Genomic DNA, 21,267 nt, shown 5'->3' with positions numbered 1-21,267 from the left:
TGTACAGCGGTCTCGTTGATTGATGCCCCATATTCGTTCATATATTTAAGTACCTCTAGTTTAAAGGGCAGAGTGTAATTTGTATAGGATGAAGCAAGTCCTTCCATCCCATGTTTTAGATAGCGAGCGACCCATCTTTTCAGAGGGGATAAACCTACATTTCTTTCTTGTGCAATGGATTTATAGGATTTTTTCCCTTCTAAGTACTCTAAAACTGCATGTAATTTTTCGTCTATCGTATATTTAGTCAAAAAAACTGCACCTCCAATTGTTAGATGTTGTCTAACAATTGGGGTGCAGTTCAAGGACGGACCTTTTTTATTTCCACCAGATTGTTCGAGGGAAGTCTTTTGTCCCAATCAATACTGGTTCGCCTAGTTGAGGGGTACTGACCTGAACATCAAGTTCATTGGCCGCTTTTGTTACCCGTTCTATTGGATCTGTCCAGTCATGAAATGACAATGTGAATCCAGCCCAATGAATGGGAATCATCAGTTTTCCTTGTACATCGATGTGCGCTTGTACCGTTTCCTCAGGCATCATATGGATGGTGGACCAGCGCTCATCATATTGGCCGCATTCCATTAATGTTAAATCAAAAGGACCGTATTTTTCGCCGATTTCTTTAAAATGGCTACCATATCCACTATCGCCGCTGAAAAATACCTTTTCTTCATGGCCATTAATTACCCAAGAGCACCAAAGCGTCGAATTGCCATCACGTAAACTTCTTCCAGAAAAATGTCTTGCAGGTGTACAAACAAATTGCAAATCCTTGAATGTAACTTCATCCCACCAATTATGTTCAGAAATCAGCTCTTTTTTTACACCCCATCTCTCAAGATGTCCTCCGACACCGAGCGGTACTATGAACGAACCGACCCTATCTTTTAGTTTCTTTATAGAGAAATAATCCAAATGATCGTAGTGGTCATGTGAGAGTAGAACGGCATCGATAGGAGGCAGACTATCCAAATCCAAAGGCAGCTCTCCGCTAAACCGCTTGTTCCCAAACCAAGGAAATGGAGTGGGCGCTTTACCAAACATAGGATCCACTAAAATTGTTTTCCCATCTAATTCCAACATGAATGCAGAATGACCAAACCAGGTGACTTTATTGGAATTCACAGATGCAGGTCCTTTTGTACCCATTACGATTGGGTGGTCAGGCCTCCTTCTCGGATTGCCTTTTATGTAATCCCGTAATATCGAACCAGTATGTTTAAGACTCATCGCTTGACTGGCAGGAATCTGATTGAGGAATTTCCAATTGGCAAAATGCTCTATCTCATTGAAACTTTTCGCTTTTTCTTTGGAGGTACGTCTCCCTAGAGGTGGATAGAGCTTAAGGAAAAGTAACAATAAAATAAAAAAAGAAATGAGGATTTTTAAAATTTTCAGCATGAATATATTCCTCCAATATGAATCAGACCTTTTCGTTAACTTATCATATCACAGAAAAGGTAAGGTTATTTACTGCAATGTCCCATAAATATTTGCGGTGACTACGAGGTGGTGAAAATGGGAAGTGTTCTTCAAGCGGATGAAAACTCCTAAGACCAGTGTATAAGTTTCACACTCCGTAAGCAGGGAAAAGAGGTATAAATAATGAATAATATATAGAGAGTGATAAGTTATGTAACCGGCGTATGAGGGGTAAGGTGATAATACGATTGTTAACGTTTTTCAGAGTCTTTGTATGGGTAGTATTTTTTGCTTTATTGGCCTATGTCATTCTTTCTTGGAAATATAAAGACAAGGTAAGTAAAAAGATTGAAGCGATTCGAAAAACCTGGTATGTCATTTTTATACTAGGAGCACTGATTTACTGGAATTTCTATCCAATGAGTATTTTCAACGAGTGGAAAAACTTTTTGATTATGGCCATTGTATTCATCCTGATTGATATGTTTGTGTTCTTGAGCATGTATATATCCAAAATCGGCGATAATGAATTATCCTATGCAACTAAAGCAGTGGCGGAAAGTGACAAACTATTAACGGACAATAGGGAAAAGGTCAAGAATATGTTTCACCTATTGAAAAAAGAAGGGATTCCTGAGTTTTATCAAACAAATAAGGAATACTTGGCTTATTTGAGCATTCTCCTTCAAGCATATGCAGCCAAGGAAGGGATGAACGTGAAAATTCTTTCTTTCAAAACGGAACAGGACAAGCAATTGGTGATAAATGGGCATCCGAACTTGAATGGCAGTACCATTCGTGCTACATTGGAAAGAGAAGATACGTATTATAATGATGAAGAAAAAATGGCTCTTCAGCCTGTAAGTATTTTGATGGAACCTTATATCCTAGACGTTAAATCAGAAAGCTTCGTTTCAGAAGTCGATTGTTTATTAATAGCATTATTGATCATGATGTTCGATATGGTCATAAAACAAAATCCAGGTGGTGAAGGTTAAATGAGCATTTATGATAAAGCCGGAAGTGAAGTTTCAGTTGCCGTAATTAAACCACAGGTAAAGATACCAGATGTAGGGTTAAGCCCCCATACTAAAAAAGTGATGAAACAGAACGAACGCATTATCCTGAAACAAAAAGAAAAAACTGCACGCTTCAGCATGTTAAAAAATGTTTTATAAGGATCAGGGCAGAGGTTTTTCCTTAGCCTGAATGATATTTAGAGGAGAACCCGCATATACTATTTAAAACTACAGTATAGGAAGGGTCTTTTTAGAATATGAACAAAAAACCCGAGAGAGTGAACATCCCGGCCCCCTCTGCTTCACCATCCGAGAAACGGATACATAAGGAAAATGCCGATCTCCTTAGGCTACTGCAAAGGTTGAAAGCAAAACGTTGGATTTTTTTAAGATAAAGGAAAGCCGGTCTCTCAATGGAGAACGGTTTTTTTTTTGAAAATCGCAACTTGCAAGTATGAATATTATTGCGACGAAGCTCTTTTGCCAAATCATTGTACAATCGATTCTTTTCATGAGGGACTTCATTTTATTAGGATAAAAGCTTATCTCTGATTGAAACGAATTAACCATTTCCCTTATTGAGATTGAGCATGGTGGATGAATGTTACAATAATCATTCAGCGTTTTCCTTAGTGCTTTTCATTAAATACTCACATTACGATGAATGAAATAATACAATGAATACATCACCACCGATACGCCCTGACATGACTGCCACCTTGTAAAGTATGTAAAAGTCATTCAGACTTAAGAATGGCGTCTCCACATCCAATGGAATATTACAAATATAAATGAAGTTCCCATTGTAAAGACGTGATAAAAAGACTCCTGATATCCGATTTCCAAGCACGATCGTTTGAACTGTCAAAACTCCAATGAATAAAAGAGTTTTTCTCGAATGCACATCATGAACCTATGTTCAAGAACCCTCATAAAACACACATTCCTATAAATTTCGTTAGAGGGTGGTCACTAGTCAAAGCATGTTCTTTCAAATTCGGAATAATGATTGGCTTCAAGCCAAAACCGTGACAGTTGTCCAGATTTCCACTAAACTCAAATAAGAGGTTGGAGTGATTCCATTGATGGATTATCGAGATCGTGTAATGGACTGTCTCCATATTTCTATATGATTTTCGGCTATTTTTTAAATTTCATTTTTCTTAAGTCTGGTTCTCATGCAATATACGATACATGAAATGGCAAGAGTATCTTATCTAAACCATCTTGTCTAATTTATCATTTAATAAAACCGCGACATTTCCGCTCCTCATGATTAATGAGCCGTCTGAATTATATAGAGAAAACGAAGGTATCGTGCTCATTGAAAGAAATGTTTTGGAGAGAATAAAAGGTAAGACTTACGTACATACAGGATCATTCAAAAGGGGATCATTATGGGAAAATTAGAAAGTATATACCCTATTGCTATAGAGAATACAAAGGAAAAAATCATCCAGGATATGGATTTTTATTTAGAGAATCAAGAGACATTGCCTTCATATGCAACATATATATCCGACAGGATGTCGTTCATTGGGCAAATTTGGATAAATGTTTGGTTAAATAAAGCATCAAACGATGTGCCCAGAAAGGAAAAAAAGCTTTTTCTAAACGAAAGGGGCTTTGTAACGGAAGGTTCAGATCACAAGCTGATCAATAGTATGTTTCGCAACGAATTAAGGAAGTACCGTCCCTTTAATGCTTTAACGTGGATGAACGAATGCTTTGCTGTAAATAAAGAAGATTGGGAGAAGCGATATAAAAAGGCAAGGGAAAACTTCTTCAAACGACAAGAAGAACAGCTTAGAGCTAAGAAACGGTGGAAGATACGAGAAAGACTTCAAGAAGGAGCTAATGCATTTTTTGAAGAACGCTCACTGCCTTTATATTTACATGTCAGGCATTATATTGCCGGGATTTTGGCAGCTGATCTTCATAATAAGCCTAAATTCCAATACGTCGATCCATACTTGCTTGAAGAGAAATTAGTTGAAGAAGGGGGATTTCAAGCAACCGAATATATAATGGTCACTGATTTTTTTGAAGAGTTGACAGGCGATATCCATTCGTTATTCGATTGGGGAAGGAACCGTTATGAATATGAAAATTACTTCTATCGGTATGAGAGGTTAGTTTCGGATTTCATTGTAAAAATTGCGCCTGAAAATTACTTGAACCAATTACCGGCTGCCCTTCATCATGATTTTTTGGAGTCATATGGGGAGAGGTTGACGGTTGAAGTCCTGCAGGGTATTTTGCGGGATGAATTGGCTGATTTGTCCCAGGCCTGTTTTGACGAACTTCAAGAAGAATACGTTTCTGATTTACTGAACCTTGAGGGAGTTCCTTTTAATGAAACATTGCACGAGGAAATATTTGAAAAGGACGAGGCGAACAGAGAAAGAAGAAAAGCTGAAGCATTGGCAGAACTAGCCAAGAAGCAGGCAGAAGAGCAAAGGATGATCGATGACATTATAGGAAAGGCCTATACTCCATCCTTAGGGAAAAAAGTTAGATATGTATTGCATATCGGGGAGACAAATACCGGTAAGACGCATCAGGCCTTACAAAAAATGAAAGAAGCGGAAAGCGGCTTGTATTTAGCTCCCCTTAGACTGCTGGCACTAGAAGTGTTTGACAAGTTAAATGCGGATGGAGTTCCTTGTTCATTAAAGACCGGTGAAGAAGAAAAGGCGGTAGAGGGTGCAAATCACATTTCTAGTACCGTTGAGATGTTTCATGAAAAAGACTACCATGAAGTAATCGTTATAGATGAATCCCAAATGATTGCAGATAAAGATCGAGGCTTTTCATGGTTTCGGGCAATCACGCAAGCAAATGCGAAAGAAGTACACATTATCGGGAGCAAGAATATCAAAGTGATGCTTCTGAACCTTTTGAATGAAGCAGATCTGGAACTCCACGAATATAGGCGGGAGATACCGCTTGAAGTAGAACAAAAGGAATTTGGGTTAAAGTATACCAAAAAAGGGGATGCACTCATTTGCTTTTCGAGAAGGCAGGTTCTGGAAACGGCGTCCCGCCTAAAAGAAAGTGGACATAATGTGAGCATGATATACGGCAGTATGCCTCCCGAAAATAGAAAACGGCAAATAGAGCTGTTCAATCGCGGTGAAACATCAGTCGTCGTTGCCACAGATGCGATAGGAATGGGATTGAACTTGCCAATACGCCGCATTGTCTTTCTTGAAAATGAAAAGTTCGACGGGACACGAAGAAGGAGATTGACTTCACAAGAAGTTAAACAAATCGCAGGTCGAGCGGGGAGAAAAGGTATATATGACACTGGTAAGGTTGCATTCACAGCAGAGATCAAAATCATGAATAAGTTGCTGGAACAAGTAGATGAGCCAGTTCAAACCTTTACGATCGCCCCAACCTCTGCTGTATTTGAACGATTTCAAAAGTATTACCGAAACCTAGGAACATTTTTCGAAATGTGGGAAAGGTTTGAGCCGCCTAAAGGGACGAAAAAAGCTGCGCTATCGGAAGAAAGGGAGCTTTACGAGCTAATACGTGATACCGAAATCGAAGTGCGTTTTTCCTTAATGGATTTATATGGTTTCCTGCATATCCCTTTTTCAGCCAAAGAACCAAGTCTCATCAGGCAATGGCTGGAAACGGTCGAGGCGATAGCCGAAAGCAGTGATCTTCCTGAACCGATCATCAAGACTAGAAATCTCGAGGAATTGGAACTTTCTTATAAAGCGATAGGCCTTCATTTATTATTTTTATATCGGATGGGCAAGAGGACTGAAGCAGTTTATTGGGAGCGTATTCGTGAAGAAATCAGTGATGGCGTTCATGATCAATTAAAAGATGAAATGCTGAATTATCAAAAAAAATGCAAGCGTTGTGGAAAAAAGTTGCCCGATGACTCTCGTTTTCATATATGTGATGCTTGTTACCATAGAGGGCATAGGAAGACGCACAGATACAATTAAACCGATCGAACAACCCGAAAAACGGGCACCTTCAGTGTACGGATTCGGGTTGAAGTATGGTTGTATAGATAAGCTTATTCATTTCGTTTCGATTTAGCAATTAGTGCAGCTTGCAGCTTCATTCGCTTATCAGCTTTCTTATCATGCACAACTAAGATGGCATGAATTAAACCAGGGACATAGAAAAATAGGGTGAGGATTAAATTAAACACAGCCTGAATGGGTTTACCCGCTAATAATACGGCTAATGGCGGAAAAAGAATCGCGATTAAATATAGAATAATGAACACTCTCCAAATATAAGGATTTTCATATGACTTAACATGATCATCTCTTTTGACATGATGTTCTCTTCATTGGTTGCGTCCAGCAGTTTCATTTTTATGATGATGCCACTTGCTTGATAAATATATGCTCGGGGGCACGGTTCATTCCCAACAAGCATGATGGATATTTGTTCGCCTTCGATTAAAGCAGGAGGGAAACGGCATAAGAAAAAACAAAGGAATGCTGTCTTTTGTGTTAGAATGATTAGAAATCTGTCTGGTGAAAGCGGGATGTTCATGAGAAAAAGGATAGGCTGTTTGCATGCTCATTATTCAAATGTAGAATACATAGAAAAAGCGTTCTCCCAATTCGATATTGAATGGCTTCATTTTGTAGACCCAGGATTGATGCATCGGGTGGGAATAGGTGAGGAGTTTATGTATTCGGATGCTCAAAAAAGAGTCAAAGAACAAATTGAATGGATTGCCGAATGTAATGTGGATGCCATCCTGATAACCTGTACGAACTACATCGCTTTATTAAACGAAGAACAACTATCTTTATCTCTGCCTATCATTAAAATCGATGAACCATATTTTGAACTAATTTGTCAGTTGCAGCAACCGCAAATCATCCTTTTCACGAACCCTGCTACAGTTGAAGGAACAATAAAACGTTTACATGCCCACGCAAAAAAATATGGGGATGTGGCTGTTGATGTTGAAATTATCATCATCGACAACACCTTCGAATTGATTATGCAGGGGTTAGGTGAAAAATATAACCAGGAAATCGTGAATTTCCTACTCCAGTTTAATCGTGAAAAAAGACCCCTTTCGGTAGCGCAACTTTCCATGGTTGAAGCAGCGAATACGTATGAGGGTCAGACCGGAAATACGATAGTACATCCATTGCATGCATTAGTTGATTCCATGGTTGACCAACTAGAATTAAAGCTCTCATTTAACGGAAATTAATCGGGATTCTTCGGATGAATCATTCCAAACGATTGGTTTAATGAAGGTCCTGTTGTTTGAACGGCATGATGTTTCAATAAAATGCTCTGCTATATAGTAGGATCCTGTAAGGTTAATCCTTTGCAGGTTTTTTTATTCTTCCTTATGACGGATTTGTTCGCGGATGGTTTCAAGTTCTTCCAGAGATAAATCGGTCAGGGAATTTTTTATTTCTTCTTCGACCCTTTTTCGGTCAAGCTCCCTATAGTTGTTCCACCAATCCCGTAAACCCTCGGTATTTTCAAGAAGATATTCTATATCAATTTCTTCTTGCTCATCATCTGATAAATATCTCATGACCGCTCCTAACAATCGGCTGAGTTGGGCTATTTCACTTTCCTTAACAGGCGAAGCAGGCGATTCTTTCACTTTCATTTCATCTTTAGCTGGAACATTACGAGGTGTCATAGTATCCTCCTGTTTTTAATAGTAGTGTGCCTAATAGGACGGGTTTGTATATTTATTTTTGTATATTTTTAAAATATAATAGGCTGAAACGGCTGGAAACCGTTTTTGAAAAGGAAAGAAACGAATAAACTGAATAATGATAATTTTAACAATCACCTCGCCAGAATATACTTTATAATCGTCACTCACTATTTCATTGGAACCAATATATAGGTAAACAAGAGGGAAGAAAAAAGAATTAAAAAAAGAGGCTGTTTTCAAGAAATTATGTACGATTACCACGATGACCTTGCGAAAAAAAGCACCTCTCTACCCGATTTTTCAGCTGGAGTAGAAGACTCACTTTTGCTCACACTATTAATTCTTCATAAATTGTTTTACCTCCTTTTGAAAGAGTGTGCTTGTTGTAAATGTGAACCTCAAAGTTACTCAAATAAAAAAGTGAGCCGACTCACCTATTGGAGGAGGGAGTAGCAGCTCACTTTTTAGCTTTTATAAGTAGTCATTTCATGCTATTTAGTATGACTATTAAGGCTTGCATGTATCACTGATACCTGCAAGCCATCAAAAGGAGTGCAAAGAATCAATCATTTAATCCCTTTCCATTGAGAATTTCCTGGATATATTTTCCAACTCTTGATACTCGAGTTTTGGATTGTTTGGGTTCAGAAAAATAACGAATGTATGCTCTTTGCCGTCCCGGCGTCAATGCTTCAAAAGCAATTTTCAAGGCAGGGATTTCATCTAATTTATTTTGAAATTCATCAGGAATTATGAAGTCTGCCGTCTTCTTTAATTCCACTTCCAAACCGGCTTTTTCAACTTCAATGGCATCATGAATATAGGCTTTCAAGATGGTTTCCATTTCAACTATTTCTTGAACATTGGTGAACCGAATCTGACGCGCCGCCTGTACATTCTCCGTTTGTTGGATTAGAATCCCATTGGCATCCTGTAACAAGGCACCTTTGTGAAACAAAAGCGCACAATATTCTTTAAATCCATGTATTAAAACTACGTTTTTTTTCTCAAACGTGTAACAAGGATGCATCCACTTAAATTCTTCGGTCAGCTCACAGTCAAGAACGATATTCCTCAACTTCTCATATTCTTCGTTCCAATTTTTAGCTTTACTTAAAAATTCATCAACCTTAGGATTCATTCTACTATTTGTCATCAAGGAACTCTCCTCTTTAATTTTTCGATAAGCTGACAGTCATGAATGATCATTCTTAATTTCTCCACAATTGACATCTAGTCCCTAACCTTATTAGTGCTCGGTAGAATTGGTTGGTCAGCCCTGTAATCATCACAATATCCTGCAATTCCGTCCCATCTGGCTTGCGATTACAGTCGCCACGACTCACTTAAAATCATGACAAAACCTCCCATTAGAGTATTAAGTCTAGTTTGCTTCAAATGGAAGGTTTTCAATTTGTCTGAATTAAATTTCTCCAATAATTTAGCATGGAGGGAGGGGATAGTTAGTACCGAATGCGGTTATTGTTCCAGCACTTTTTCAAGCTCGCCGCACCACTTACTCCAGCCATACTTGGCTCCATTGAGGGCTTGAGCATTGGAGATTCCGGTTTGTTCAAGATGAAGGTTAACCTTTCCGTCGCCTAAATCCTGCAGCGTCCAGATGATTGTGTGCTTCTCTCCTCCACTGGCCCAAGTATAGGACAACCGGTTTGGTTCGTCCACGATAAGCACTTCGCCTTCAACAATTCCATCCCAATATTCGGTCGGCGGTGTGCGAAATTGAAAACGGTGTCCTATGACGGGCTTAAAATCATTTTCCATCGCCTGACCGCTGTGGATGTTGACCACCCACTTGGCAAGCTTGCTTGAATCGGTTATGGCGGACCAAAGCTTCTCAATCGATGTCGTGTACTGAAAATCCAATGATAATGTTAAACTCATTCTTCTTCCTCCTCTAAAAGTTGCTTCAAGCGCAACATATTCGTGCTCCAGAACTTACTGTAATCAGCCACCCAATCTTGAATTTCTCTGAGTGGATGGGCGTTTAGCCTAAATCGCGTTTCTCTGCCGACTTTTCGGTCAAATACAAGGCCGGCCTCTTTAAGGATTGTCAAATGCTTGGATACCGCTGTACGGCCCATTTGAAACTGTGCCGTTAATTCATGAAGCGGTATTTCCTCTGCCTCTGCTAACAGACGAATCAGTCGGCGCCTAGTTGGATCTGCAATCGCGTCAAACACATCACGTAATCTGTTGTTCTCACTCACAACACTCCCTCCCAAATAAGATTTTCTGTAGTAGAGATCTATTGATGGTACGAAGGGTCTTACGTTCATTTCACCAACTTCCTAGAGTTTGCGGCTCTTCGGACGTAACGCCCACGAGGCGATATTAAGTGCAGCATAAAAAAGCGGAAGGATAATAGAAAACCCGAAATCACCATTATCGTTAGCAAACGCATGAGATAAAGCCGCACCAGTCATTAAAAAGAAGATACCAGCGTGAACCCATTCTTTAAGCCGAGGAAAACCTGGCAAGACGAGAGCGATGGCTCCAAGCACTTTCCAAGTCCCGAGAATGGTCAAGACGTATAATGGGTAACCAAGATTCGTCACTAACTCGATGTTTCCCCCATATTGCATAAGTTGCCCGATACCACTTAACATAACAGATGCTGCGAGTAGTAATGTCACTGACCAATAAGCAATCATTTTTCCTCGGGGCTGGGCTTCTACTTTTGCGGCTGTTTCCGTAACGATAATTTTACTCATTTGTTTCCTCCTCATAATTGATTGAAGTGAAACTTATTCGGGTTCCAAACTTTCCAAAAGACTAACTCCTAATTGGACACCATTTGGTGTTGCTTTGATAATACAACACCAAATGGTGTCCTGTCAATCTGTTTCCTTTTTGTTCCAATAATATTATGAATTCAAATATTAACAGGGGTAATGAATCATGATTTTTGGATATGGACGGGTACCGACACACGAACAAAACCTGGAGTTACAATTAGAAGCACTTAAAAAATTCGGGTGTGAAAAAATAAGGTGTCCGGTGCAAAAAAGGAACGACCACAACTAGATGAATGATGGAAGGTATTACGAAATGAAGACATAAATTAGATCGTATTTCACGCTCTACAAAACACTTCATTGAAATAAGTAATACTTTTCAGGAGTTAGTTCAATAGTTGATCATATTGACACTTCAACGGCTATGGGTAAATTAGGTTCTTATTCTCGTCAAAATAGTATAGCTAAAGCCTTACGAGAAATGGGGGAGAATTGAGAAAACCATATTTATTTTAGACTACATTTCAAGTGATTATTAAGAAGGGAAATCTAGAAAGGATTAAACAAAGGAGAAGAAATGCAGGGTTAGCTAGGACTATTTTCTTTGGAAAGCATGGAGAACTTCGGGAGAGGGTACTAAAAAATCAATTGCAACTTGCTAGTGCACTTAAAATCATCATAAATGATATTAAAGTATCTGGTATACCGTTTATTTATCAAAAGCTATTGAATACAAAAAACTGACGATGAAATTATCAAAACAAACTTCTCCGTTAGGATGGGAACATATTAACTTTTTAGGAGAGTATATTTATAACTATGATCAAGGAACAACACTTAATTTCCTCCGCCCACTAATAACAAATTAGAAGAAAAACCAGTCCACTTATCCTAATCAACACATCTAGCCGATTTACCCTTTTATCGTACATTATCCTTAGCATATTTTTTGTTAAAATGTTGGCTTTGCCCCTATTTCACTTAATCATCTAACCGATAGCAAAAAAGACAAAGAAAGCATATTCCAATCTATTAATTCAAGTGACCGGACAAAGCTTGGACTTTAGGGAATGAATAAATGGGTACTAGCATAAATTTAGATGAAGGGGGTGGATAAATGCACATGTTCATTAAATTAAGTGTGGCAAGTGTTTCTGGAGCCGTTGTGTATTTGATATATAATGTCAACCAGACGCTGCGTAAAGGAATGGAAACGCTCGAGGAAACAAATAAGACACTTGCAGAGGTAAGGAATGCAGTTCATGGATTGACGCATGAGTCCAAACAATTGATCCACTCTGCTAATCAAATAACGACAGATGTAAAAGGCAAGATGGAAAATGTCGATCCCTTGCTGGAATCCGCTCAAGATGTTGGGGAAATGATTCATAATGTAACCCATTCCATGAAAGAAGCCAGTTTAAATAACACGAAAGATCTTCTGTCCACTCCGACAGTTTCTTCCACTCAAGCAAAAGCTGAGGACGTACAAATAAAAATAAAATAGTACGAGCCACATAAAAAAACAAGACACCCTGGGATCCACTAACATATTTGATTAAACGCTTTTACATTTACTTTAGAGGGGAGCGTTATCATGATTATCGAATATAGTGTGGCCGCAATTGCTTTAGCGTTCATTTGGTTGGTAGTTTTTTTGATCAGTACACTTCAAAAGGGAATGGTTACGATAGGAGAAGCCAATCAAACATTGGTTGAAGTGAGAAATGCCATCCACGATCTATCTGACGAATCGAAACAACTATTGCAAACAGCAAACGAAATCACTGATGATGTTAAATCTAAAATGAAAACGGTGGAACCGCTTTTGGATTCTGCTCAGGATGTCGGGGAAGCGATACATTCAGTTACAAACTCTGTTAAAAAAGCTACTACTAACGGCTTTCGCACAGATTTTCCTTCGAAAAAAATCAATTCAATCAATCCGACGAGCCAAAGCAGGTAAAAAGATCAGAATAAAACAAGAAAGACACTACCTGGATGGGGAGTGTCTTTTTACTAGTATGTAAAGCTATATAATTGGGGTTACCCGGTTATATATAAAAATTAGACCCATTTCTCTCATACAGATCTCTTAACACCCTGTATGAGAATATGGAACATATGTCTTGTGTGGATTTAATCGAAACAATTATTTTTCAGCCTTGTCAGGTTGGCCCGCTGACTTGGAGTCATTGGAATGTTTGACGCCTTTACTTACATATGGCTTGGCGCTTTTTTTCTTGTTGGCACCCGTTTTCCAACGATTCCAGCCCTTTTTGCCTGTTCCTGTGCCCGTACCTTTACCTGTCCCACTCTTAGCCTTAGCTTTACTCATGAAATCACTCCATTACTATTGTATGGTTCGTTTAAACCATTTTACTTGATTATTACCCAAGTATGTTGAAATATACAGCAACTACGGTGATATGTACAGGGGTAGGCTCAATATTTTTATGTTAAATCCTTAGAAACACATAAACGAATGGAATTTTGCAGAGGTACTTGCTTAATTAAAGTACTGTTTTTTGCTGCTTTTGAATTAGATGGATCATCCTGCCTATCACTTTATTGATATGGATCTGGATTTCGTTAATAAGATGCTTATCCCAATCTTTTTGCAAATGGTCAAGTAGTGCATCAGAGTTAGCAAAACTGCTCCTGTATTCATTCCTATAATGATGCCTCCCATATTAAGTGAAGCTTGAGAGCCTAGGATATACATCATTAAAAATGAAACGATATGGGACCATACTGTATGGATGAAAGCATCTTTCACTAAACCTAAGCCGATAAGATAGGCTTGCATGGGAATGACAAAAAAATGAAACAGGAAATAGGGACATAATAATTTTACATAGTAAGCGGCGGATGTTGAAGAAAAAAAGAGCGAGGTCAAAGGTTCCGCAAAGAAATAAATGAAGAACACCGCGGGAACTCCATACAATACGGTAAATGACATCGATTTTTGCAATAAGACCCTTAATTTTTCCTTATCTTGCTTCTTGTACGCATTCGATACATTCGGAATGAGCATGATCATGAGGGAATGCGCGATAAAAGCCGGAAAAAAGCCGATTGTCATCGCAACACCAGTAAGCATCCCAAAATGCTCAGTAGCCACGACAGCACCGAATCCTGCTGAAAGAAGGGCTGTATGAATCAAAAAAGGTTGAATCGCATTTGTTATCGCATGAAAGATCCTTAACCCCATAGTCGGCAGCGAAACGGCCAATAAGGTTTGTCGTGCATGTTTACCAGTTGTTCGTGAGTTCATACCGCGTCCCATGATTCGCATTTGAAGGATCAGAAGGTTGATCAAGTAAAGGAAAACGAGGAACTCACTGCCTATCAAAACAAAAAAGGCCATCAACAGAGACTTTTCTTGGTTAAAATGAAATAAGTTAAAGAGTAGGAAAAGCAATCCAAACTGAATGACATCTTTTAAAAAGTTGGACAAAGCTATCTTCCCCATTTGTTGGACACCCATGAAATAGCCTCTTGCAATCGACGAAAATGCAACGATGGGGATTGAGGCGATGAGCAACCACTTAATATAAGGATGATATTTGTCCATAATCGATGAATAGGAAAGGATGAAAGGCATGACTACACACATAACCAACACGACGACTGCAGCCATTTTAAGGGCATGAATGATCAGGTTATAATGCAATGCCTGCTTATTTTCTGCAACGAATTTTGAAATGGAAATATGTAATTCAAGGCTGGCAATCACATATATCAAAAAGAAAATAGGCAATAGGGACATATATAACCCCATGCCTTCTTCGTGTAACTCCCTGGCTAGGATCATGTTCACTAAAAATTCGATGCATTCACCAAAAAACGCTGCAACAATCAAAATGAGCGTTCCTTTATAAAAAGACTTCATGATGCCCCACTCCTAACAAGGTGTTTGTATAAAGATATGAGACATGCCATGGATTATTCATCATGAACTCCATTAAGCGGTGATACGTACTCCGTTATTGTCTAGCGAAATACTAAGATATCCTTTATTTGAAAGTTAAAACGGGAAAGGGGAAGGGAGATGAAATGGATTGTTTTTTTTGTAAAGATTTTATTAACACACCCTCCACCACCATCCAAAAACGCTTCATTCATTTATGTTGATTTCATTTCTTTTGAAGTCAAAGACATGAAAGGCTAATAAAATTAATTTTATTCTGCGCATAAATGGGTCATGTTGGTTCAACAGGCTTAATTCGGGCAGGAGAGCATGATGAATCATACATCATTCGATGGAGTTTGATTCTTACTTTCGTTTTGTAATTCATGCTATATTTTGCTATCCTTTAGCAGAGGGGATGATCAATATGAAATTCACATCTATTAGTCAATCAAATATAGATGAATTGTGCATTGCGTTTGAAAGTTGTCTTACAGAACATGACATTACATTTAAATATGTGGACATGACTGAAGATGACGGAATCATTTCGTTTATTTTTTGCAATGATCCGGAGCAGGCGAGATCGGTCGAATTAGAAAGTGAACGGTTCATTGGATTGGATACTGATTACATAGCCAAGGAAATTTTAGAGCCAATCCTGCCTAGATTAAAAGAATATGCAACAGAATAAAATCATCGATTACGATGATTTTTTGTTGTGCTCGATAAATCTCACAAGAAATAGAACAAGAAAATTTACCTTCCTATTATATATACCCTTCCAATGACAGGGGATGTACCATTTTTGTCCATGAAAATAAAAAATGGGGAACCTCATGTGAAGTTATCTAGGATATGATTGCTACCTAGGTGATGGGTATGCCAGAATTGTAAAAAAAATGCCCTGGATTTAGGAAATCTCCAGGGCATTTTTTCTTTCTATAGCATTGATCTTATGGAAGTATGGTAACAAAGATTATCACCATTTTTTCTTCCCAAACAATCCGGTTAGATTTAAATGACCATTTTTTTACCGGCAGTTAATTCAACCTCCTGCATTGGAGATTCCACTTTCTTGTTTTTCTTCACTCTAAAGTGATAAACCGCATAACAAGCAATGAAGAACGTTCCCCCGCAATAAAGGGCCATTCGCTGCTCAGGAACAAACGCTAGACTGATCATGACGATGCAGTTTGCTATCAAGGCAAGCATGGGAATGAATGGATATAGCGGTACTTTGAATTTCAAGTCTTCCACCTGTCCACCATTGCGGATATATGATCTTCTGAAAGCAAGAAGACAAGCCGCGATGGCAATCCAGCCAATTTGTGCTCCTAATCCTGCAAGGGAGAGAAGAAAAACAAACACTGTTTTGGCGGCTACTACACTTGAAAGTAAAGACAAACCAGCTATTGCAAGGGTGATAAGTAAGGCATTAAGCGGAATTCCTCGATTATTTACCATACCGAGCTTTGGACTTGCCATGCCTTCCTTAGAAAGCGAGTAAAGCATACGTGTTGCCGCATAAAGGCCGGAGTTTGCAACAGACAAAAGCGCTATAAGAATGATGAAGTTCATAATATCAGCCGCATAAGGAACACCGATACTATCCAGAACAACAACGAACGGACTTTCAACGATTCCTGCCTGTTCCCTTGGAATCAAAGCTGAAAGAACAGAGACAGAAAGAACGAAGAAGAAAAGGGTACGCCAAACGGTTTGTTTGATCGATTTAGGTATGACCTTTTCTGGATTTTCACTTTCTCCCGCGGCAATTCCGATTAGCTCTGTGCCCTGGAAGGAAAAGTTCACTGTAATCATTGTGATAAGCAGGGCCGATATTCCATTCGGGAAGAGGCCTTCGCTGAAAAAGTTGGAGAAAAATGGTGCTTCTTGTCCACCTTTCATATCAATAAGTCCAAACATGGCAGCACCGCCAACTACGATAAACAGGATTATGGCCAATACTTTTATGCTGGAAAAAACAAATTCAGATTCGCCAAATGCCTTTGCTGATAATGCGTTCAGTAAAAATATGAGTAAAGCAAAGATTGCACACCACATCCAAACGGGTGATTCAGGGAACCATCTCTGCATAAGCTGTCCAGCTGCCAAAAACTCCAAGGCAACCGTAACAGCCCAACCTAACCAGTAAAGCCATCCTATGGCAAAGCCGGTTCCAGGACCGATGAATTTAGTCGCATATGTCTGAAACGAACCGGAAACAGGCATAGCAACCGATAGTTCCCCGAGACAAAGCATCGTTAAATACATGATAAAACCACCGACTATGTATGAGAGGATAGCCCCGATGGCCCCAGCTTCATGAATGGTGTAGCCTGAACCAATGAAAAAGCCAGTACCAATACATCCCCCTATTGAAATCATAAATAAATGTCTTGCTTTCATGCTCCGTTTTAATTCATTTGGTTGATTTTCTATTGTCTTCATTGAAAAACTCCTTTACCTGATGGGTGCAAACGGTTTCATTTATGTCTGGACGTTTAGGGAATTTGTGTATTTTACTCACAAATGTAAAAGATTTGATTTGAATCTTAGATGTTGTTGAATTCCCTAGAATAAGAGATTATTTCTGCATTTAGAGATAGATAGGTTCCAATGCAGAATTAATTTCAGGTAGCGCCGCTTATAAAGAAAAGGAAGCCAAGCGTCAGGAAACTAGGGATGAATGGCTCCGTGTGGACCATCCTTCAATGGGTAACATGCACCCTGTTGAAGTAGGGGCTATTTCCACTGGGCCATCTATTTAACGAAATCTCTCATAATGTACTACAATACCAGTTATCTAGAAAGAAGTTCAACTATTTAACATCAACCAGTAAATCAGAAGTATTAAATTGGTCTTCCGCTCCATAAAGTAATTTTTCACCAAGCAATGAGCCCATTAATGCGACAGCAACTTCAGCAGTTTTATTATGCTCGTCCAATATTGGGTTTATCTCTACAAATTCAGCAGATGTAATGATATTAGCTTCGGCGAGCATTTCCATGGCAAGATGGCTTTCACGGTAACTAATGCCTCCCATTACAGGTGTTCCAACCCCAGGTGCGTCATCTGGATCAAGACCATCAAGATCAAGGGATAAATGTACAAGATCCGTACGTTCTTTCAGATAAGCAATTGATTCTTCCATCACTTTTGTCATACCTAATCTATCAATCTCATGCATTGTAAAAACTTTAATCCCTTTTTCCCTGATTAACTCTTTTTCCCCTTGGTCTAAGGAACGGGCACCAATAATGACAATATTCTCTGGTTTGACTTTTGGGGAATATCCGCCAATGTTAATCAATGCAGGGTGGCCAAGGCCCAAACTAACAGCTAGGGACATACCATGAATATTACCAGATGGAGAAGTTTCTGCTGTGTTCAAATCGCCATGCGCATCATACCAAATTACTCCTAAGTTCTTAGAATGCTTCGCTAAACCGGCTAATGTACCGATAGCGATACTGTGATCTCCGCCCAGTACTAAAGGAAAACGATTTGATTGGATGACTTCATCCACTTTTTGACTCAATTTTTCATTGCCTTCTGCTACATCCTGCAGATTCTTTAAATTTGTGTCTAAATCACTTTGTGCTCTTTCTTGTATTTCTACTTTAATATCACCTTCATCACGAACAGTGTATCCTATACTTTCAAGTCTTTCGCTCAATCCTGCATATCTGATTGCGCTAGGACCCATATCGACTCCTCTTCTAGTTTGACCAAGATCCATTGGAACACCAATGATTGAAATTTCCTTCTTCATGTATATTTCTCCCCTTTCAATTTTTCTTCCCTAGTATAAGGGTAAAAGTATAGATGACTCAACTCGACATTTTTTTGAATATTTATACGATTGAGAAAAGGGTAAAAGTCTTGGGTTAATATCCCTATTTTAAATTTTATGAAAATGTCGAAAACTTTACCGAATGGGGTATATGGAATAATTGGAAAGTGCGTTAAATACAAGAATCCCCCCGCTACTATTGGGTTTGAAAACTCAATAGGAGCGGGGGGATTCTTCCGTTTAACGTTTATTGTTAACGGTATTATAGAGTTTATGAATCTATTTTACTAGGTACATTTATTCATGAAATGGAGCTATAACTCAGATGAAAGGATTTATAATTCTCAAAATGAATAATAAGGTAGACTAAAAATAGATGATTTTACACCTCATTTCACTTTGTTAGCATAATATATTTTTTCGAAATATATATATTTCGAAAAAATATAATGTACTTTTTACAAAAAGTTAGGATGAACACAGTGGGAAAAAGGCCTGGAGCCAAAGGATTGAAAGAATTCAGTATTTAACGAACCACTGCTCAAGAAAAAATTGATAAAAATTTTTGCTGTGTATTTTATTTGAATAAATCTCAAACCTTTAAAATGATTTGTTCCATTCCTCATCTTCCAAAGGCACACCATTCGTACTAATATATTCTACTATCATATGTCCATGTTTAAGCCCTCCATCGTTTTTAAGGGCAACAATCATTTTATTAAAGCGGTCATCATCTGTATCTTGTTTCTTACGTGATAGGGTAATCCGAATGGTCGGGGCAACTTTGTAATCTTTATAGCTGGTTGGCTGGTTCGGATCAATATTCAATTCTTTCACAATCGTTTCATCAAAAACCACGGATAATTGAATGGAATCGCCTATTTTTTCTTGAATCTCTTCCCAATCATCACTTTTTACGATATCTCCAATATCCTTTGATATCAACACGTTCCCTAGTTCATTTTCAAGATAAGGCCTTAACTCCATTTCAGCATCATCTTGCCATTTATCGGAAATGAAGGTATCCTCCATTTCTCCAGTTCCATCATTAAAGAAAACTAAAAATCGAGTGCCATATTTTTCATGTTTCACTTTAGCTGCATATTCAAAATATCCGTTGTTTCCCATATTATCGAATAGGACATCATATATTTCTGTCCGATCATCAAAGTTTTTCTCTAAATATCGCTCATCTTGATTTCTAACCTTTTTTTCTTCATCAGGATCTGCTTTCATACTCTGTGTGAATGAAAACATAAAGATTACGACACCTGCTAAAATGATTAAAAAAACTATTAGTAATGTTAGTAAAATCCTTTTGGTTTTGCTCAAAGAATACCCTCCTGTTATCCGGACTTCCCTTCAATAATTCCCATATTATTCTAATATTTGTATAGTGTATACATCTATGGAAATTGTGAAATGTAGGCGTGATCTTTTTTTTGTGTAAATTCTATACAAATTCCCTTGTTCTCCACATTATCGGGATACTTTGATACAATATTTTAATTGATAGTACCCAAAGGGAGAGATTTACTTGGAAACATTTCAAAGAGAAATGAATCATAATCGAGATGAATTCAGAAAGACAAGGTGGACTCAACATCGTAAACAAATCACAGGATTATTCGATGCCGTTTTTTCAAAAAAAGAGATTGTTGAAAAAGTGGCGATAGTTGGTGCAGGAAATTGCGACGATTTGGATATTGAGTATCTTGCTTCTAAATGCAGCTCGCTATATTTATTTGATATTGATAGGGGAAGTATGGAAAAAGCGACGAATAATTTGCCTGAACATACTCGAAAAAAAATTCAGCTTGTGGAAATCGATGTTACAGGTCTTGATAAAATGAAGTTTGAAGACCAACTAACCTCCATGCTGAATCGCGGTGATAGGGCAGAGGACATTATTCAGTATGTAAAGGAAATAGAAAATCGGTTAAGTCAGGTTTCTGACAGTATTTTCGCCAAGTATTATAATGGATTTGATATTGTTGCAACATCTGCCATTTATACTCAACTTTTTTATAATTGGGCCATTGACCTGCTTTCTCATTTTGAAAAACAATATCAGGAAAATGATGCAGAAGAGATAAAGGATGGATTTTTAGATCTAAGGGATCAGATAGTGCGTACGTTGAATCACTCTGTATCAAAATGTATCAAAGAAGATGGATTCTATATTACATGGTCAGATATTTTAAAGATCGAACCTGAGTATATGGAGACCATTAATGAAGGGCTTAATGCCATCTTTGCCTTAGCTTCGAACGTGGGGTATGGAGCAGCATTGATTGGCATAAAAGATTATATGGAAAAAGTGGATAAAAGTGAATTATCCCTGCGCTATTGGCCGTGGGATTTTAATACCAATAAACAATATTTGACCATTGGGATTATCGGCAGATTGAAAGAGGGATATAAATGAAAATAGATTTATGGGGTAGGTACGCGAAGCAGCAGCTGTATCTACCCTTTTTTGAATGGTTAAAGTCTAAGATGATATTGTTTCTTTCAACCTCTTTCTAAGGAATGATAAATAGAGGGGTGAGCCCGTGAATCATATGAAATTAAGACATAATCTTATGAAAAGTATAAAATAACGATAAAATTTTTAACGATTTGTCTAATGATTTCACAATCTGATGTAGATATAATGAATCTATTGAAAACT

22 protein-coding genes and 2 pseudogenes are annotated in these 21,267 nt (G+C 38.2%); 10 read left to right on the top strand and 14 right to left on the bottom strand.

Annotation, left to right across the window (positions count from 1 at the left end; all coding sequences use genetic code 11):
- The coding region (locus tag LQ203_RS04680) for a transposase (protein ID WP_230155323.1) at positions 1–251 on the bottom strand (251 nt) is incomplete at its 3' end.
- A gap of 67 nt (positions 252–318) precedes the next feature.
- Positions 319–1,233 carry an MBL fold metallo-hydrolase gene (locus LQ203_RS04675; protein WP_230156158.1) on the bottom strand — a complete coding sequence of 305 codons (915 nt, stop codon included), beginning with the start codon at positions 1,231–1,233 and terminating at the stop codon, positions 319–321.
- Between the two features lie 428 nt (positions 1,234–1,661).
- Here LQ203_RS04675 and LQ203_RS04670 point away from each other — a divergent pair, with 428 nt between their 5' ends.
- A complete protein-coding gene (locus tag LQ203_RS04670; RefSeq protein WP_230156113.1) occupies positions 1,662–2,423 on the top strand; it encodes a type II toxin-antitoxin system SpoIISA family toxin in 762 nt (253 codons plus the stop codon).
- The gene (locus tag LQ203_RS04665) at positions 2,424–2,603 is read left to right on the top strand and encodes a hypothetical protein (protein WP_230156111.1); all 180 of its coding nucleotides are present in this window, start codon (positions 2,424–2,426) and stop codon (positions 2,601–2,603) included.
- Positions 2,604–3,099: 496 nt separating this feature from the next.
- On the opposite strand, the gene LQ203_RS04660 is transcribed toward LQ203_RS04665, so the two are convergent.
- Positions 3,100–3,312 (bottom strand): hypothetical protein, encoded by a 213-nt coding sequence (locus tag LQ203_RS04660; protein ID WP_230156109.1) that lies wholly within the window; start codon positions 3,310–3,312, stop codon positions 3,100–3,102.
- Between the two features lie 529 nt (positions 3,313–3,841).
- On the opposite strand from LQ203_RS04660, the gene LQ203_RS04655 reads away from it, so the two are divergent.
- A complete protein-coding gene (locus LQ203_RS04655; protein WP_230156107.1) occupies positions 3,842–6,412 on the top strand; it encodes a helicase-related protein in 2,571 nt (856 codons plus the stop codon).
- Positions 6,413–6,486: 74 nt separating this feature from the next.
- On the opposite strand, the gene LQ203_RS04650 is transcribed toward LQ203_RS04655, so the two are convergent.
- Positions 6,487–6,693 (bottom strand): YqaE/Pmp3 family membrane protein, encoded by a 207-nt coding sequence (locus tag LQ203_RS04650; RefSeq protein WP_230156155.1) that lies wholly within the window; start codon positions 6,691–6,693, stop codon positions 6,487–6,489.
- Between the two features lie 276 nt (positions 6,694–6,969).
- On the opposite strand from LQ203_RS04650, the gene LQ203_RS04645 reads away from it, so the two are divergent.
- Positions 6,970–7,656: a hypothetical protein gene (locus LQ203_RS04645; protein ID WP_230156106.1), complete on the top strand. Its 687-nt coding sequence runs from the start codon at positions 6,970–6,972 to the stop codon at positions 7,654–7,656.
- Positions 7,657–7,788: 132 nt separating this feature from the next.
- Here the strand turns inward: LQ203_RS04645 and LQ203_RS04640 are convergent, their stop codons facing one another.
- The 5 genes from LQ203_RS04640 to LQ203_RS04620 form a co-directional block, all read right to left on the bottom strand.
- Positions 7,789–8,103, bottom strand: a complete 315-nt coding sequence (locus LQ203_RS04640; protein WP_230156105.1) for a hypothetical protein — start codon at positions 8,101–8,103, stop codon at positions 7,789–7,791.
- Between the two features lie 583 nt (positions 8,104–8,686).
- Positions 8,687–9,280 (bottom strand): YdeI family protein, encoded by a 594-nt coding sequence (locus LQ203_RS04635; RefSeq protein WP_230156104.1) that lies wholly within the window; start codon positions 9,278–9,280, stop codon positions 8,687–8,689.
- A 323-nt stretch (positions 9,281–9,603) separates the two neighbouring features.
- Positions 9,604–10,026, bottom strand: a complete 423-nt coding sequence (locus LQ203_RS04630) for an SRPBCC domain-containing protein (RefSeq protein WP_230156103.1) — start codon at positions 10,024–10,026, stop codon at positions 9,604–9,606.
- A complete protein-coding gene (locus LQ203_RS04625) occupies positions 10,023–10,352 on the bottom strand; it encodes a metalloregulator ArsR/SmtB family transcription factor (RefSeq protein WP_230156102.1) in 330 nt (109 codons plus the stop codon). Before LQ203_RS04625 ends, LQ203_RS04630 begins: the two co-directional genes overlap by 4 nt.
- An 81-nt stretch (positions 10,353–10,433) precedes the next feature.
- Complete coding sequence (locus LQ203_RS04620) at positions 10,434–10,856, bottom strand: DoxX family protein (RefSeq protein ID WP_230156101.1); 423 nt, start codon at positions 10,854–10,856, stop codon at positions 10,434–10,436.
- Positions 10,857–11,043: 187 nt separating this feature from the next.
- Here LQ203_RS04620 and LQ203_RS04615 point away from each other — a divergent pair.
- From LQ203_RS04615 to LQ203_RS04600, 4 genes and pseudogenes are all read left to right on the top strand, one after another.
- Positions 11,044–11,310 (top strand): annotated as a pseudogene (locus LQ203_RS04615) (recombinase family protein); the annotation flags it as partial.
- Positions 11,305–11,749, top strand: a pseudogene (locus LQ203_RS04610) (Tn3 family transposase); the annotation flags it as partial. The pseudogenes LQ203_RS04615 and LQ203_RS04610, both read left to right, overlap by 6 nt.
- A 248-nt stretch (positions 11,750–11,997) precedes the next feature.
- Positions 11,998–12,387: a DUF948 domain-containing protein gene (locus LQ203_RS04605; protein WP_230156100.1), complete on the top strand. Its 390-nt coding sequence runs from the start codon at positions 11,998–12,000 to the stop codon at positions 12,385–12,387.
- 90 nt (positions 12,388–12,477) lie between these two features.
- Complete coding sequence (locus LQ203_RS04600) at positions 12,478–12,846, top strand: DUF948 domain-containing protein (protein WP_230156098.1); 369 nt, start codon at positions 12,478–12,480, stop codon at positions 12,844–12,846.
- 186 nt (positions 12,847–13,032) lie between these two features.
- On the opposite strand, the gene LQ203_RS04595 is transcribed toward LQ203_RS04600, so the two are convergent.
- Positions 13,033–13,218 (bottom strand): DUF3934 family protein, encoded by a 186-nt coding sequence (locus tag LQ203_RS04595; protein WP_230156096.1) that lies wholly within the window; start codon positions 13,216–13,218, stop codon positions 13,033–13,035.
- Positions 13,219–13,443: 225 nt separating this feature from the next.
- The gene (locus LQ203_RS04590; protein ID WP_230156094.1) at positions 13,444–14,775 is read right to left on the bottom strand and encodes an oligosaccharide flippase family protein; all 1,332 of its coding nucleotides are present in this window, start codon (positions 14,773–14,775) and stop codon (positions 13,444–13,446) included.
- 445 nt (positions 14,776–15,220) lie between these two features.
- Here LQ203_RS04590 and LQ203_RS04585 point away from each other — a divergent pair, with 445 nt between their 5' ends.
- A complete protein-coding gene (locus tag LQ203_RS04585) occupies positions 15,221–15,487 on the top strand; it encodes a hypothetical protein (RefSeq protein WP_230156092.1) in 267 nt (88 codons plus the stop codon).
- A 323-nt stretch (positions 15,488–15,810) separates the two neighbouring features.
- Here the strand turns inward: LQ203_RS04585 and LQ203_RS04580 are convergent, their stop codons facing one another.
- The 3 genes from LQ203_RS04580 to LQ203_RS04570 form a co-directional block, all read right to left on the bottom strand.
- On the bottom strand, positions 15,811–17,247 hold the full coding sequence (locus LQ203_RS04580) for an amino acid permease (protein ID WP_230156090.1): 1,437 nt from the start codon (positions 17,245–17,247) through the stop codon (positions 15,811–15,813).
- Positions 17,248–17,618: 371 nt separating this feature from the next.
- Positions 17,619–18,572, bottom strand: coding sequence for an arginase (gene rocF / locus LQ203_RS04575; RefSeq protein WP_230156089.1), 954 nt, complete (start codon positions 18,570–18,572; stop codon positions 17,619–17,621).
- A gap of 621 nt (positions 18,573–19,193) precedes the next feature.
- A complete protein-coding gene (locus LQ203_RS04570) occupies positions 19,194–19,925 on the bottom strand; it encodes a hypothetical protein (protein WP_230156088.1) in 732 nt (243 codons plus the stop codon).
- A 205-nt stretch (positions 19,926–20,130) separates the two neighbouring features.
- On the opposite strand from LQ203_RS04570, the gene LQ203_RS04565 reads away from it, so the two are divergent.
- A complete protein-coding gene (locus LQ203_RS04565) occupies positions 20,131–21,021 on the top strand; it encodes a hypothetical protein (protein WP_230156087.1) in 891 nt (296 codons plus the stop codon).
- Positions 21,022–21,267: the final 246 nt, after the last annotated feature.

This window comes from Peribacillus sp. Bi96 (assembly GCF_918698115.1).
Lineage (GTDB): Bacteria > Bacillota > Bacilli > Bacillales > DSM-1321 > Peribacillus.
The sequence above is the reverse complement of the archived record's forward strand: the minus strand, read 5'-3'. Positions and strand labels throughout refer to the sequence as shown.